The sequence below is a fragment of the Stenotrophomonas hibiscicola ATCC 19867 genome, from assembly GCF_000382065.1.
GTDB lineage: Bacteria > Pseudomonadota > Gammaproteobacteria > Xanthomonadales > Xanthomonadaceae > Stenotrophomonas > Stenotrophomonas hibiscicola.
On record NZ_KB907502.1, the window covers coordinates 321,759 to 336,358 of the forward strand.

Genomic DNA, 14,600 nt, shown 5'->3' on the forward strand with positions numbered 1-14,600 from the left:
AATGGGTGCCATTGTTTGCTTCGGCGAAATTTTGATCGATCTACTAGCGCAGCCTCCGGCCTCGGCCGAAACCCCGCGCGCATTCCTTCAGTACGCCGGCGGTGCGCCGGCCAACGTTGCGGTGGCGGCAGCGCGACTGGGGGCGAAGACCCAGTTCGTCGGCATGCTGGGCCGAGACATGTTCGGTGACTTCCTGGCGGACAGCCTGGCCGAGCACGGCGTGGGCACGGATTACATCGTGCGTACCGATGCGGCAAAGACCGCGCTGGCCTTCGTCGCGCTGGATGCCAGCGGCGAGCGCAGCTTCAGTTTCTACCGCCCACCGGCGGCCGACCTGCTGTTCCGTGACAGCGACTTCCAAGCCGCGTGCTTCGACAGCGCGCAGTGCTTCCATGTCTGCTCCAACAGCCTGACCGAGCCGGCCATTGCCGAGGCGACCTTCGCCGGCATGGAGCGCGCCCGTGACGCCGGTGCGGTGGTCAGCCTGGACCTCAATCTGCGCCCGGCGCTGTGGCCGGCCAACGAGGACCCGACGCCGCGCCTGTGGCAGGCGCTGGAACGTGCCGACCTGGTCAAGCTGTCGCGCGAGGAGCTGGACTACCTGGCCGCGCCGCTGGGCAGTGACGGCGAGGCGACGGTGCTGCGGCGCCTGCTGGCCGCGCAGGCGCGCTGGGTCATCGTCACCGACGGTGCGGCCACGCTGCACTGGTACACCCGCGACAACCACGGCACGGTCACCAGTTTCCGCGTGGCCACGGTCGACACCACGGCTGCTGGCGATGCCTTCGTCGGTGGCGTGCTGGTTGGGCTGCTGGAGCGTGGCGGGGCCGGTGCAGGCTTTGCAGCGTTCTGCCAGGACCCGGAGGCGATCACCGCCACGCTGCGCTTCGGTGCCGCGGTCGGCGCTCTGGCTGTTACCCGCAAGGGCGCGTTCGCCGCGATGCCCTCGCTCGATGAAGTGCAGCAGCTGCTGCAGGACCAGGACATTACCGCATGAGCACCTCGCCCGATTTCCGTTCACCCGCGTTCCTGCGTGCGCACATCGCCGACACGATGGCGTTCTACCACCCGCGCTGCATCGATCCGAACGGCGGCTTCTTCCACTACTTCCGTGATGACGGCAGCATCTACGATGCCAGCCACCGCCACCTGGTGAGCAGCACCCGTTTCGTCTTCAACTACGCGATGGCATACCGCGAGTTCGGCAACGCCGAATACCGCGACGCAGTCGAGCATGGCGTGCGCTATCTGCGCGAGGTGCATCGCAATCCGGCCACCGGTGGCTACGCCTGGACCCTGCGCGATGGCAAGGTCGAGGACGACATGAACCACTGCTATGGCGTGGCGTTCGTGCTGTTGGCCTACAGCTGCGCACTGAAGGCCGGTCTCGAACAGGCCCGCGCATGGATGGACGAGACCTGGCAGCTGCTGGAAGCGCGTTTCTGGGAGCCGCAGCACGGCCTCTACAAGGACGAAGCCGATGGGCAGTGGAATTTCACCGGCTACCGTGGCCAGAACGCCAACATGCACATGTGCGAGGCGATGCTGGCCGCCTTCGAGGCCAGCGGCGAACAGCGCTATGTGGAGCGCGCGCTGCAGCTGGCCGACAACATGACCCGCCGCCAGGCCGCCAAGGCCGGTGGCCTGGTGTGGGAGCACTACGATTCCAACTGGGAGATCGACTGGGATTACAACCTGGATGACCCCAAGCACCTGTTCCGCCCGTGGGGCTTCCAGCCGGGCCACCAGACCGAATGGGCCAAGCTGCTGTTGATCCTGGACCGCCATGTGCAGGCCGATTGGCTGGTGCCGACCGCGCAGCACCTGTTCGACGTGGCCGTGGCGCGCAGCTGGGACGAGGCGCGGGGTGGCCTGTACTACGGTTTCGCGCCGGAATCGCGCCGGCAGCCGGGCATGGATGGCGCCCCGATCGGTGGCGACAGTTTCGTCTGCGACGACGACAAGTATTTCTGGGTGCAGGCGGAGACGCTGGCGACCGCCGCACTGATGGCCAAGCGTACCGGCGATGACCGCTATTGGCAGTGGTACCAGCGTATCTGGGCGTATTCGTGGGAACACTTCGTCGATCACCGGTACGGCGCCTGGTTCCGCATCCTCGATGCCGACAATCGCAAGTACAGCGACGAGAAGAGCCCGGCCGGCAAGGTGGATTACCACACCATGGGTGCGTGTTACGAAGTGCTGAACGTGGTGCGCTGAAGAGCGTTCGAATTCAGTAGTGCCAGGCCATGCCTGGCAATCCCGCATCGGTAGCGCCGGGCCACGCCCGGCGGAAAACAGGAGCCCTGCGTGCATCGTCTTTCCCTCGTTGTCCGTCTGCTCCTGCTGCTGGTTGCAGCCTCCTCCTTCCCGGTAGCTGCAGCGCCGCTGCAGGCACAGTGGGAGTTCCGCATGCTGCCCGGCGACGCGCAGGGCGCCGCCCACCCAGGTCTGCAGCAATGGCGGGCGGCGACGGTGCCGGGCAGCGTGCACACCGACCTGCTGGCTCACGAATTGATCCGTGATCCGTATGTCGGTGCGCCCGAGGCCGAACTGCAGTGGATCGGCCTGGCTGCCTGGGAGTACCGCGCGCGCTTCGACGTCGATGCCGCGACGCTGTCCAGACCCAATGCCGAACTGCGCTTCGATGGGCTGGATACCTACGCCGAAGTCAGCCTCAACGGAAAGCCGCTGCTGCGCGCGGACAACGCACACCGCACGTGGCGTGCCCGGGTCGAAGGCCGCCTCCGTGCGAGCAAAAATGAACTGCAGATCGTGTTCCGTTCGCCGATCCGCACCCTGCTGCCGGGCGTGCAGGCAATGCCGCGCAAGATCGCTGGCAACTACCCGTCGCCGTATGGCGATGAGCCGAAGGACGCGATGGTCGGCAACTTCGCGCGCAAGCCGGCCTACCACTTCGGCTGGGACTGGGGTCCGCGCTATGTCACCGCCGGCGTCTGGCGCGGAATCGATCTGCAGGCTTGGGACGCGCACCGCCTGACCGATCTTGCGGTGCGCACGGATGCATTGAGCGCGGAGCAGGCGAAGCTGGCCGTGCTGCTGCGAGTGGAGCAGGGTGCGGCGGCGGGCTCGGCCGTGGTGAATGTGGATGTGCAGGATCCGCAGGGCCGCAACGTGGCCCAGGTGCAGCGCACGGTGCTGCTGAAGGCCGGCCAGAACAGCATCGAGGTTCCGGTTGAACTGGCCGATCCGCGGCGCTGGTGGCCAGTCGGCCACGGCGTGCAGGACCGCTACACGGTGCGGGCCCGCCTGGACCAAGGTGGCGCGCCGGAGCTGGTGCGCGAGCAGCGCATCGGCCTGCGCACGGTTGAACTGCGCCGCGAGGAAGACGGCAAGGGCGGGCAGGGCTTCGCTTTCGTCATCAACGGCGTGGAGATCTTCGCCAAGGGCGCCAATGTCATTCCGTTCGATGCCTTCCCCGCACGGGTCGACGCCGCGCGCCTGCGCCAGGTGCTGACCGCCGCACGCGACGCCAACATGAACATGCTGCGCAACTGGGGTGGCGGCTACTACGAGGACGATGCGTTCTTCGACATCGCCGACGAACTGGGCCTGCTGGTCTGGCAGGACTTCATGTTCGGTGGTGGCATGCAGCCGGGCTACGATCCGGCCTTCCGTGCCAGCGTGGTGGCCGAGGCACGCGACAATGTGCGCCGGCTGCGCCATCACCCCAGCATCGTGCTGTGGTGTGGCAACAACGAGGAAGAAACCGCCTGGAAGGACTGGGGCCACGGTCGCGACCTGAAGGCAGCCGACCCTGCGTTTGCAGCGAAGGTCTGGCAGGGCTATGTCGACCTGTTCGGCAATGATCTGCGTCAGGTAGTGGGGGAGGAGGGGCTGGGCGTGCCGTACTGGTCCAGCTCGCCCAGCAACGACCTGGACGAAAAGGCGAACGACTCGACCCGTGGCGACAAGCACTACTGGCAGGTCTGGGGCAATCCGGCGCTGCCGGTGCAGGCTTACCTGCGCGAGACGCCGCGCTTCATGTCCGAGTACGGCCTGCAGGCATGGCCGTCGGTGGCCACCGTGGACCAGATCGCCACCCGCGCCGAGCAGCGCATCGACAGCCCGGTGATCCGCGCGCACCAGAAATTCATGGCCGGCGAGGGCAACAGCCGCCTGCTGCACTACATCGAACTGGGTTACGGCACGCCGAAGGACTTCGAGGACTTTGTCTACCTCAGCCAGGTGATGCAGGCCGATGGCATCGCGCTCGCCGCGTTGCACCATCGCGCTTCGCGGCCGTACACGATGGGCTCGCTGTACTGGCAGCTCAACGATGTCTGGCCGGGTGCTTCATGGTCCAGCGTGGACTACTTCGGTCGCTGGAAGGCGCTGCACTTCGCCGCGCGGCGCTTTTTCGCGCCGGTCACGGTAGCGGCGCTGCGCGATGAGGGCAGTACGCGGGTACGCCTGATCAATGACGGTGCGGCGCTGGATGCACGTTGGCGGCTGCGGGTGATGGACGTGGAAGGGAAGGTGCTGCGCCGTCGCGAGGACGCGGTGACGCTGGCGGCGTCGGGTGTGACCTCGATCGGTGATTTCCGCGATGCCGAGCTGCTGGCCGGTGCCGACCCGAAGCGCACGGTGGCGGTGTTCGAGCTGCTGCAGAACGGGGCGGTGGGCGCGCGGCAGGTGGTCGGATTCGTCGAAGCCAAGGACCAGATGTTGCCGCGGCAGAAGCTCAAGGCCACGTTGTCCATCGAAGGCGACCACTATCGACTACGGCTGGAAAGCGCGGCGTACGTGCGCGCGGCGTGGATTGATTTCGGTGCGTTGGATGTGCAGGTCGAAGACAACCTGCTGGACTTGCTGCCAGGCGAAACCCGCGATATCGCCGTACGCGGCCCGGTGGATCTGGTTACCCTGCGCGAAGCGCTGAAGGTGAAAACCCTCAACGATCGATGAGGGCAGGTGAACCATGTTCTGGTAGGTGTCAACCTTGGTTGACACATCGGCCGTATGCCAACCAAGGTTGGCAACTACCAGAAGCGGAGCCGGGTAGGTGCGGACCGTTGGTCCGCACACCTTTCTTTTTTACAGTTGGATCTGCTGGAAGTTCTCGACCCGCTCGTGGCCATTGGCGGCCTGGCCGGTGCGCGGCATCGGGTAGTCGTCGCGGCGGTCGATCAGGCGCGTCTGCAGGCCGGCTTCACGGGCGGCATCCAGCTCTTCCACCACATCGGACAGGAACAGGATCTCGCCGGCCGGTACGCCGATGGCCTGCACGATGCGGCGGTAGCTGTCGGTCTCGCGCTTGCCGCCGATCTCGGTATCGAACCAGCCCGACACCAGTGGGCTGAGGTCACCGGCATCGCTGAAACCGAAGAACAGCTTCTGCGCCGGCACCGAACCGGAGGAGTACACGTACAGCGGCAGGCCGGAAGCGTGCCAGCCCTTCAGCACCGGCGCTACTTCCGGGTAGAAGTGCGCGGTGTAGTCGCCACGGCGGTAGCCTTCGTCCCAGATCAGTCCCTGCAGCGCCTTCAGTGCGGTGTGCTTGCGGTCCTGGTCGATCCAGCCCTGCAGCGTTTCGGCCACCAGGCTGTCCTGGCAGGCACCGCCGATCTCGGTAGCCACCGCATCCAGCCAGCGGCGGACGTCCGGCTGCTGGCCATGCTCGGCGACAAACGCGGGCAACGCCTTGCGCGCATAGGGGAACAGCACGTTCTTGACGAACGAGATGCTGCTGGTGGTGCCTTCGATGTCGGTCAGGATGACGCGGGCTTGCATGGATCAGGACGCCTGGGTGGGTACGTAACGAGGGAACTTCTGCGCGATGTCGGTGCCGGTGAAATGACCCACCCAGCCGTCCGGCTCGGTGAAGAAGCGGATCGCCACGAAACTCGGTTCATCGCCCATGTCGAACCAGTGGGTGGTGCCATCGGGCACGGCGATCAGGTCGTCCTTCACGCACTCGATCTCATAGACCTTGTCACCCACGTGCAGGGTGAACAGGCCGGAGCCGGCGACGAAGAAGCGCACCTCGTCTTCCTTGTGGAAGTGCTCGTCGAGGAACTTCTTGCGCAGCTCGGCGCGGTTCGGGTTGTCCGGGGCGATCGAGGCCACGTCCACGCTCTTGAAGCCGCGCTCGGCGACCAGGCGGTCGATGTCCGCACGGTAGGCGGCGAACACTTCCTCCTGGCTGGCGCCCGGCGCGACTGGCGCGGTGGCCTGCCAGCGCTCGAAGGTGACGCCGATCTTCTGCAGTTCGGCAGCGATGACCGCGCCGTCCTGGGTGTCCAGCAGCGGCGATTCGGGGCGGGTGTCGTCGTAGATGCGCAGTCGGCTCATGGCGGCAGCTTGAACGTCTCGGGGGAAGACAGGGTAGCAGGGTGGGGGCGGGGCGCAGATTCCGGATCGGCATCTGCACCTGCGCGCCGGTTCAGCTGCGCAGCTTGCGCAGTTCCAGTTCGCAGTGGAACAGGAATTCGAACGCTTCCAGGTGGCGGCGTGCTTCGGCCATATCGCGGCCCCAGGCGTACAGCCCATGGCCGTCGATCAGGTAGCCCCACAGGTTCTGCCGGTCGAGCAGGTCATCGACCTGCTGCGAAAGCACGTTCATGTCCTGGGTATTGGCGAACACCGGCACGTCGATGGCCATCTCGTGGGTGCTGTTGCCGGCGAAGGCCTTCAGCAGCTCGTAACCCTCCAGGCGGATGTGGCCCTGCGGCGCATACAGGCGCGAGGCGATGGTCTGCACCGGCGAATGCGTATGCAGCACGCAGCCGACCTCCGGGAAGCGGCGGTACAGCTGGGTGTGCAGCAGGGTCTCGGCGGACGGGCGCAACGGACGGCCCACGGCCTGGCCGTCGAAGTCCACCACCATGATGTCATCCTCGATCAGGCGGCCCTTGTCCTTGCCCGAGACGGTGATCGCCGCGTGGCGGTCGTCCAGGCGGTGGGAGAAGTTGCTGCTGGTGGCCGGGGTCCAGCCGGCGTGGGCCAGTTCGCGGATGTTGTCGATCAGCAGCTGGGCCAGTTCGCTCAGGCGCGCGGTGTCGTACGGGAAGGTGGGGGCGTTCATGTCGGCGATTTTACTGGATTCGGCCAACGGCTGAGCCCCTCGTGGCTGGAGGCGGGGCTGGATTTCTTGCTTTGGCCGGGCGGGTGGGCTGTGCAGGGGACGCCGTGAACCCGTCCATGGGGGCTTGGCCGCGGCATCCATGCCGCGGACACCCCTGCACAGCCCACCCGCCCGGCCATGGACAGTTTCCGTGCGCGCCAGCCACGGAATGAAGAAGGAAGAGCGAAAAGCGGGTCGCGGCGCTGCGCTTGCTTGGAGCGGAGCATGGCTCCGCTCTACAGAGGATTCATCGAACGGAGAAAATTCATTTCCCGGATGAATTCATCCACGCATGGCGTGGATCTACCGGACGCGCCGGGAGACTGTCAGGGGCAGGGAGGCATGGGTTCGCGGGGGTGTCAGCCGCATGGATGCGGCTGCCAAGCCTACATGGACGTACTTGCGGCGTCCCCCGCGAACCCATGCCTCCCCGCCAAACCCACAGTCCCGCTCTTGCCATTGCTCCGGCTTCAAAGGCGGGTGCAGGGCGGCAGGCCCTGCAATGCAAAACCCCTTACTTCCCCCGCAGGCGGCTGTGCCTGAAGCCGTAGCAGAAATAGATCACGAAACCGACGAAGGTCCAGACGCCCATCAGCATCCAGTTGTGCATCGTCATCGCCGACAGCAGCGCCAGGCAGCTCAGCACGCCCAGGCTGCAGATCAGCCAGGCCATCGGCATGCGGAACGGGCGCGGCAGGTCCGGCTGGGTGCGGCGCAGGATCAGCACGCCGGCACACACGGCGGCGAACGCGATCAGCGTACCCATCGAGGTCAGCTCGCCGAGGATGTCCAGCGGGAACAGTGCCGCCAGCAGCGCGATGCCGATGCCGGTGATCACCGTGTTGATGTGCGGGGTGCGGTACTTCGGGTGGATCTTGGTGAACACCGGCGGCAGCAGACCGTCGCGGCCCATGATCATGAAGATGCGCGGCTGGCCGATGATCATCACCAGCACTACCGATGACAGGCCGACCAGCGCGCCGACCTCGACCACCCAGCGCAGCCAGCCCAGCTGCGGGTGTGCGGCCACGGCAGTCACCACCGGCTCGTCGGTGCCCAGCAGCTGGAACGGCACCAGGCCAGTCATCACTGCGGCCATCGCGATGTACAGCACGGTGCAGATCACCAGCGACAGCATCATGCCGATCGGCATGTCACGCTGCGGGTTCTTCGATTCCTGGGCCGCCACCGATACCGCCTCGAAACCGATGTAGGCGAAGAACACCATCGCCGCGCCACGCAGCACGCCTTCCATGCCGTACTTGCCCGGGCCTTCATTGGCCGGAATGAACGGGGTCCAGTTGCTGGTGTCCACGTACTTCCAGCCGACCACGATGACCAGCACGATCAGGCCGGTCTTGAGCACGACCATTGCCATGTTCATCGCCGAGGACTTGCTGATGCCGACGTAGCACAGCCAGGTGAGCAACAGTACCAGTGCCGCGGCGGGCAGGTTGGCGATCGCGCCGGTGGGCCGCAGCTGTGCGTCCAGTGGCGCACTGACCAGCGCCGCCGGTAGATGGATGTCGAACTGGCTGAGCAGGCTGAGGAAGTAGCCGGTCCAGCTGACCGCCACCGCCGATGCAGAGACGCCGTATTCGAGCACCAGCATCCAGCCGATGAACCAGGCCGACAGTTCGCCGAAGGTGGCATAGGTATAGGTGTAGGCGCTGCCGGAGACCGGCACCATCGAGGCGAACTCGGCGTAGGCCAGCGCGCAGAAGGCGCAGCAGATGGCGGCCAGCACGAACGACAGCATGATCGCGGGGCCGGCGTGGTTGGCGGCCGCCTGGCCGGTGATGACGAAGATGCCGCCGCCGATCACCGCGCCGATACCCAGGGCGGTCAGGCCCCAGGGGCCGAGGTGGCGACGCAGGCTCAGGCCGTTGGCGTCTTCATGGGCGGCATGCGGGTGCTTGGTGGCCCACAGTTGCTTGAACATGTGTGGTGGTCTTGTCGAAGCGCGCCATGACCGGCGCGCGGGGAAAACGGACGGGCCGGCGCGAGGCCGGCCCGTAGGCGGATCAGGGCGATTTGGCCAGCTTGCTGTTGCGGATGCCGTAGCCCAGGTAGATCAGCAGGCCGAGCAGCGTCCAGCCCACGAACAGGTGCCAGTGCACCACGAACGCCTGCCAGAACAGGAACAGGCAGGTGGCCGCGCCCAGCGGGCAGATGATCCACACCATCGGCACGCGGAACGGGCGATGGATCTCCGGCTTGGAATAGCGCAGCACGAGCACGCCGATGCAGACCGTGGCGAAGGCAAGCAGGGTACCCATCGACACCAGTTCACCCAGCACGTTCAGCGGCACCAGGCCAGCCAGCGCGGCGGCGATCACGCCGACCACGATGGTGGCCACATACGGGGTACGGAAGCGGGTGTGGACCTTGCCGAAGAACTTCGGCAGCAGGCCGTCGCGGGAGATGGTGTAGGCGATGCGGGTCTGGCCCATCATCATCACCAGCACCACGGAGGACAGGCCGGCGATGGCGCCGATCTCCACGAACGTCTTCAGCCAGGACAGGGTCGGGTAGGGCTCCAGCGCGGTCGCCACCGGCTTGTCGGTGCCCAGCAGGTGATACGGCATCATGCCGGTCAGCACCGCACAGACGATGATGTAGACGAGGGTGCACACGGCCAGCGAGCCGAGCAGGCCGATCGGCATGTTGCGCTGCGGGTCCTTGGTTTCACCGGCGGCGGTGGAGACCGCATCGAAGCCGATGTAGGCGAAGAACACGATGGTGGCCGCGCGGAACACGCCGCTCCAGCCGAACTCACCCGGCACGCCGGTGTTTTCCGGGATGAAGGGCTGCCAGTTGGCCGGGTCGATGTGGGCTGCGCCGATGCCGATGAACAGGCAGATGACGGTGACCTTGATCGCCACGATGATCGCGTTGACGAAGGCCGACTGGGTCACGCCCACGTACAGCAGGCCGGACACCGCTGCCACGATCAGCACTGCCGGCAGGTTGAACAGCTTGCCGGAGGCGATGAACTCGCTGCCGGTCCAGGCAATCGGGGCCGCGCTCAGGGCATCCGGGAACGGCATGTGCAGCGTGGTGGTGATGAAGCTGATCAGGTAGGCCGACCAGCCCACCGCGACCGAGGCCGAAGCGAACAGGTATTCCAGCACCAGGCACCAGCCGATGAACCAGGCCATGCCTTCGCCGAGAGTGGCGTAGGAGTAGGAGTAGGCGCTGCCGGAGACCGGCATCATCGCCGCGAACTCGGCGTAGCACAGGCCCGCCAGGGCGCAGGCGAAACCGGCGATCACGAACGACAGCATGACCGCCGGGCCGGCGTGGTTGGCCGCGGCCTGGCCGGTCAGCACGAAGATGCCTGCGCCGATCACCGCACCCACGCCAAGCAGGATGAGGTGTTTAGCCGTGAGGGTCCGTTTCAACGTGGCTTCGCCGTCCAGGCTGCCTTCGATGGGTTCGCCAGCATCGACGTGCCCGGCCGGTTCAACCGGCTTGACCCTCAACAGAGCTTTCAGCATGCAGTACTTCCTAGTGATCGGATTGGGTGGGCCGCCGATACGTTGCCGGCAACCCTGGAATGGTGAAGGCCGCGCGAACGGCCCGCTGTATCTTAGCCAAAGCTGAAGCCAACGCACAAGCGCAATCGCAACAATGAACGGCGATAATGAGCAGCATTTTTCCAAACTCCGCCCATTCATGAGCCAGACCGCCGAAACCCTTGCCATGCTTGACGATCGCCTGCGTGGCCTGCTGCGGGACTATGCCCGCCGCGAGCCTGCCCACTACGCACTGGCTGCCGAATTCGGCACATTGTTGGACGATCCGGAAGATCCGTTCCGTCGTGAACGGCTGGCTGGTCACTTCACCGCCAGCTGCTGGCTGGTCAGTGCCGATGGCCAGCGCCTGCTGCTGACCCATCACCGCAAGCTGCAGCGCTGGCTGCAGCTGGGCGGCCACGCCGACGGCGACCGCGACCTGGCCCAGGTCGCGCTGAAGGAGGCCGAGGAGGAGTCCGGCCTGAGCGGTCTGGTGCTGGAAAACCCGGCCATCTTCGACATCGACAAGCACTGGATTCCGGAGCGCAAGGACGTACCGGGGCATTGGCACTACGACGTGCGTTTCGTGATCCGGGCGCTGGGTGGCGAGGCCTTCGTGCTCAGCGAGGAGTCGCTGGAGCTGGCCTGGCGGCCGGTGACCGAGGTCGCCGCCGATCCGGAATCGGATGAGTCGATGCAGCGCATGGCGCGCCGGTGGTTGGCGCGCTAGCAACCTGTAGAGCCGAGCCGATGCTCGGCTCGATGCGGGCCGGAACCGCAGCCGAGCATGGGCTCGGCTCTACACGTGCAAGGCGGGATGCGCGTCAATACAGAATGCGCGTCCGCAGCGTGCCTGGAATCGCGGCCAGCTCGTCGCGCACGGCGGCGGCCTGCGCCTCGCTGGCGGTGATGTCGATCACCACGTAACCCACCTTCGGGTCGGTGCGCAGGAACTGGCCGTCGATGTTGACGTTGTGGCGCGAGAAGATCTCGTTGACCTTGGACAGCACGCCCGGCACGTTCTGGTGGATGTGCAGCAGGCGCAGGCTGTCTTCGTGTTCGGGCAGGGTCACTTCGGGGAAGTTGACCGCCGACAGGGTGCTGCCGTTGTCGCTGTAGCGCACCAGCTTGGCCGCCACTTCCACGCCGATGTTGTCCTGCGCTTCCAGCGTGCTGCCGCCGACGTGCGGGGTGAGGATGACGTTGTCGTGGCGGGTCAGCGGCGATTCGAAGATATCGCCGTTGCCCTTCGGCTCGACCGGGAACACGTCCAGCGCGGCGCCACCGACGTGGCCGCTGGCCAGGGCCGCGTCCAGCGCATCGATGTCGACCACGGTGCCGCGCGCGGCGTTGATCAGGTGCGCGCCCTTGCGCATCTTCGCCAGCTCGGTGCTGCCGATCATCCACTGCGTGGACGGGGTCTCCGGCACGTGCAGGGTGACGATGTCGGCGCGCGCCAGCAGGTCGTCCAGGCTGGCCGCTGCACGGGCATTGCCCAGCGCCAGCTTGGTTTCCACGTCGTGGAAGATCACCTGCATGCCCAGCGATTCGGCCAGCACGCCGACCTGGGTGCCGATGTGGCCGTAACCAATGATGCCCAGCGTCTTGCCGCGCACTTCATGGCTGCCGCTGGCTGACTTCGACCAGCCGCCGCGATGGCATTCGGCGTTCTTCTGCGGAATGCCACGGGTCAGCATGATCGCCTCGGCGATCACCAGTTCGGCCACGCTGCGGGTGTTGGAGTAGGGCGCGTTGAACACCGGGATGCCGGCCAGTTCGGCCGCGTCCAGGTCGACCTGGTTGGTGCCGATGCAAAAGCAGCCCACCGCGATCAGGCGCTTGGCCTCGGCCAGCACCTCGGCGCTGAGCTGGGTGCGCGAGCGGATGCCGACGATGTGCGCCTCGGCGATGCGCGCCTTCAATTCGTCCTCGGGCAGTGCCTTGGTGTGCGCCTCGATCTGGCTGTAGCCGGCCGCGCTGAACACCTCCACGGCGGTCTGGCTGACCCCCTCCAGCAACAGCACGCGGATATCCTGCTTCGGGAACGAGGTCTTCTTCGGCGACATGGGGCAACACGGCCAGTGGGACAGGGGCTGACCACTATGCCAGATCGAAGCCCCCATGGTGCAGTGCGCAATTGGTTGCATCCGTAGCTATCTGCCTGCTCGCAGGGCTGGACGCTGGCGCGTGCCGCTGGCACGCTTGCCCGTTCTTCACGCCCCGCGCTGGACCGTCATGACCGATTCCCGCATTGCCTCGCTGCAGCAGGCCTGTCCCGGCCTGAAGCTGAAGACCGACCCGGCCGACCTGGAGCATTACGGGCGCGACTGGACCCGGCGCTGGACGCCGGCGCCGTTGGCGGTCGCACTGCCGGCCACGGTCGAGGAGGTACAGGCGGTGATGCGCTGGAGTGCGGGTGAGGGCGTGCCCGTGGTGCCGTCCGGCGGCCGTACCGGCCTTTCCGGTGGCGCGGTGGCGGCCAATGGCGAGCTGGTGCTCAGCCTGGAGCGGATGAACAAGGCGCTGGCCTACGACGCGGTCGATCGCACCCTGGTGGTGCAGGCCGGCATGCCGCTGGAGGCCGTGCACAACGCCGCGCTGGACCACGGCCTGATCTATCCGGTGGATTTCGCTGCACGCGGGTCGTGCACGATCGGCGGCAACATCGCCACCAATGCTGGCGGCATCCGTGTGATCCGCTACGGCAACACCCGCGAGTGGATCGCCGGGCTGAAGGTGGTTACCGCCAGCGGCGAACTGCTGGAGCTCAACAAGGGCCTGATCAAGAACTCCAGCGGCTATGACTTCCGCCAGCTGCTGATCGGTTCGGAAGGCACGCTGGGCGTGATCGTCGAGGCGACAGTGAAACTCACCGATCCGCCGCCAGCCAGCAACGTGATGCTGCTGGCCGTGCCCAGCTTCGAGGTGCTGATGCAGGTGTTCGCCGCGTTCCGCGCGCGCCTGCAGCTGCAGGCCTTCGAGTTCTTCACCGACCGGGCGCTGGAGCACGTGCTGGCGCATGGTGCGCAGGCACCGTTCGACGAGGTGCACCCGTATTACGTGGTCACCGAGTTCGCCGCCAACGACGAAGCGCAGGAAGCGGCGGCGATGGCCGCCTTCGAGGACTGCATGGGCAACGGCTGGGTCAGCGACGGGGTGATCAGCGCCAGCGATGCCCAGGCCGCCCAGCTGTGGCGCCTGCGCGAAGGCATCACCGAATCGCTGGCGCGCTACAAACCTTACAAGAATGATGTCTCGGTGCGGATCTCGGCGATGCCTGCGTTCCTGGCCGAGACCCAGGCACTGATCGGGCAGGCCTACCCACACTTCGACGTGGTCTGGTTCGGCCATATCGGTGACGGCAACCTGCACATCAACGTGCTCAAGCCCGACGACACCAGCGACGCCGATTTCGTGGCGCAGTGTGAACACGTGACCAAGCTGTTGGCGCAGGTGCTGGCCCGGTTCGATGGCAGCATCTCGGCTGAACACGGCATCGGCCTGGTCAAGAAGGGCTACCTGGACAGCACCCGCGGCCCGGCCGAGATCGCCCTGATGAAGGCGGTCAAACGTGCGTTCGATCCTCAAGCGCGGCTGAATCCCGGCAAGCTGTTCGACGTTTGAGCCGGGCAAATCCTTCACGCACCCGTTACGCTCCACGCATCCTCACAACCGGCTTCGAACCGATGACCCGTCCGCTTCTGCTGCTCGCCCTGCTGTCCCTGCCGCTGGCCGGCTTCGCTTCCAGCTTCGCCGGCACCTCGGCCGGTTCGGCCACGGGTGCGTCCTCCGGTTCCTCGGGCAGCAGCTCGGGTGATGACAAGGTGGTGCTGGCTGCGCGCGACGATGCGGCTGCATTCGTCGCCAGCGATGGCGAGATTCGTGGCGCCCGCCTGCAGGCCGCACTGGTCCACCTGCGTGAGCAGAGCGCCGCCGCACAGCAGCAGAGCGATCTGGAACTGGCCCGCGCGCTGCTGGCACGTTGATCCAGGCTG

Annotated in this window: 12 protein-coding genes; 6 read left to right on the top strand and 6 right to left on the bottom strand. The window is 66.3% G+C overall.

Going from position 1 to position 14,600, the window contains the following annotated elements; all coding sequences use genetic code 11:
* Window position 1 precedes the first annotated feature (1 nt).
* From G370_RS0115570 to G370_RS0115580, 3 genes are all read left to right on the top strand, one after another.
* The gene (locus G370_RS0115570; RefSeq protein ID WP_019661436.1) at window positions 2-997 is read left to right on the top strand and encodes a carbohydrate kinase family protein; all 996 of its coding nucleotides are present in this window, start codon (window positions 2-4) and stop codon (window positions 995-997) included.
* Window positions 994-2,220: an AGE family epimerase/isomerase gene (locus tag G370_RS0115575; protein ID WP_019661437.1), complete on the top strand. Its 1,227-nt coding sequence runs from the start codon at window positions 994-996 to the stop codon at window positions 2,218-2,220. Before G370_RS0115570 ends, G370_RS0115575 begins: the two co-directional genes overlap by 4 nt.
* A gap of 90 nt (window positions 2,221-2,310) precedes the next feature.
* Complete coding sequence (locus tag G370_RS0115580) at window positions 2,311-4,929, top strand: beta-mannosidase (RefSeq protein WP_019661438.1); 2,619 nt, start codon at window positions 2,311-2,313, stop codon at window positions 4,927-4,929.
* Between the two features lie 129 nt (window positions 4,930-5,058).
* Here G370_RS0115580 and mtnC read toward each other — a convergent pair whose 3' ends face one another.
* The 5 genes from mtnC to G370_RS0115605 all read right to left on the bottom strand — a co-directional run bounded on the left by mtnC (window position 5,059) and on the right by G370_RS0115605 (window position 10,587).
* Entirely contained in the window at window positions 5,059-5,754 is a 696-nt protein-coding gene (mtnC, locus tag G370_RS0115585; RefSeq protein WP_019661439.1) for an acireductone synthase, read from the bottom strand.
* A 3-nt stretch (window positions 5,755-5,757) separates the two neighbouring features.
* The gene (locus G370_RS0115590; RefSeq protein WP_005409451.1) at window positions 5,758-6,315 is read right to left on the bottom strand and encodes a 1,2-dihydroxy-3-keto-5-methylthiopentene dioxygenase; all 558 of its coding nucleotides are present in this window, start codon (window positions 6,313-6,315) and stop codon (window positions 5,758-5,760) included.
* Window positions 6,316-6,406: 91 nt separating this feature from the next.
* A complete protein-coding gene (locus G370_RS0115595; RefSeq protein WP_026347187.1) occupies window positions 6,407-7,048 on the bottom strand; it encodes a methylthioribulose 1-phosphate dehydratase in 642 nt (213 codons plus the stop codon).
* A gap of 553 nt (window positions 7,049-7,601) precedes the next feature.
* Entirely contained in the window at window positions 7,602-9,029 is a 1,428-nt protein-coding gene (locus tag G370_RS0115600) for an amino acid permease (RefSeq protein ID WP_019661441.1), read from the bottom strand.
* 82 nt (window positions 9,030-9,111) lie between these two features.
* Window positions 9,112-10,587, bottom strand: a complete 1,476-nt coding sequence (locus G370_RS0115605; RefSeq protein ID WP_019661442.1) for an amino acid permease — start codon at window positions 10,585-10,587, stop codon at window positions 9,112-9,114.
* A gap of 133 nt (window positions 10,588-10,720) precedes the next feature.
* Here G370_RS0115605 and G370_RS0115610 point away from each other — a divergent pair, with 133 nt between their 5' ends.
* A complete protein-coding gene (locus tag G370_RS0115610) occupies window positions 10,721-11,335 on the top strand; it encodes an NUDIX hydrolase (RefSeq protein ID WP_019661443.1) in 615 nt (204 codons plus the stop codon).
* A 94-nt stretch (window positions 11,336-11,429) separates the two neighbouring features.
* Here G370_RS0115610 and serA read toward each other — a convergent pair whose 3' ends face one another.
* Window positions 11,430-12,671, bottom strand: a complete 1,242-nt coding sequence (gene serA, locus G370_RS0115615; RefSeq protein WP_019661444.1) for a phosphoglycerate dehydrogenase — start codon at window positions 12,669-12,671, stop codon at window positions 11,430-11,432.
* A 169-nt stretch (window positions 12,672-12,840) separates the two neighbouring features.
* On the opposite strand from serA, the gene G370_RS0115620 reads away from it, so the two are divergent.
* Complete coding sequence (locus G370_RS0115620) at window positions 12,841-14,229, top strand: FAD-binding oxidoreductase (RefSeq protein WP_019661445.1); 1,389 nt, start codon at window positions 12,841-12,843, stop codon at window positions 14,227-14,229.
* Between the two features lie 62 nt (window positions 14,230-14,291).
* Window positions 14,292-14,591 carry a DUF2388 domain-containing protein gene (locus tag G370_RS0115625; protein ID WP_010482550.1) on the top strand — a complete coding sequence of 100 codons (300 nt, stop codon included), beginning with the start codon at window positions 14,292-14,294 and terminating at the stop codon, window positions 14,589-14,591.
* The last annotated feature ends 9 nt before the right edge of the window (window positions 14,592-14,600 follow it).

Bases quoted from the DNA above. Each gene is read 5' to 3' on its own strand.
- G370_RS0115570 (WP_019661436.1), top strand. From the start codon at position 2: ATGGGTGCCATTGTTTGCTTCGGCGAAATTTTGATCGATCTACTAGCG.
- G370_RS0115575 (WP_019661437.1), top strand. From the start codon at position 994: ATGAGCACCTCGCCCGATTTCCGTTCACCCGCGTTCCTGCGTGCGCAC.
- mtnC (WP_019661439.1), bottom strand. From the start codon at position 5,754: ATGCAAGCCCGCGTCATCCTGACCGACATCGAAGGCACCACCAGCAGC.
- G370_RS0115590 (WP_005409451.1), bottom strand. From the start codon at position 6,315: ATGAGCCGACTGCGCATCTACGACGACACCCGCCCCGAATCGCCGCTG.
- G370_RS0115595 (WP_026347187.1), bottom strand. From the start codon at position 7,048: ATGAACGCCCCCACCTTCCCGTACGACACCGCGCGCCTGAGCGAACTG.
- G370_RS0115600 (WP_019661441.1), bottom strand. From the start codon at position 9,029: ATGTTCAAGCAACTGTGGGCCACCAAGCACCCGCATGCCGCCCATGAA.
- G370_RS0115605 (WP_019661442.1), bottom strand. From the start codon at position 10,587: ATGCTGAAAGCTCTGTTGAGGGTCAAGCCGGTTGAACCGGCCGGGCAC.
- G370_RS0115610 (WP_019661443.1), top strand. From the start codon at position 10,721: ATGAACGGCGATAATGAGCAGCATTTTTCCAAACTCCGCCCATTCATG.
- serA (WP_019661444.1), bottom strand. From the start codon at position 12,671: ATGTCGCCGAAGAAGACCTCGTTCCCGAAGCAGGATATCCGCGTGCTG.
- G370_RS0115620 (WP_019661445.1), top strand. From the start codon at position 12,841: ATGACCGATTCCCGCATTGCCTCGCTGCAGCAGGCCTGTCCCGGCCTG.
- G370_RS0115625 (WP_010482550.1), top strand. From the start codon at position 14,292: ATGACCCGTCCGCTTCTGCTGCTCGCCCTGCTGTCCCTGCCGCTGGCC.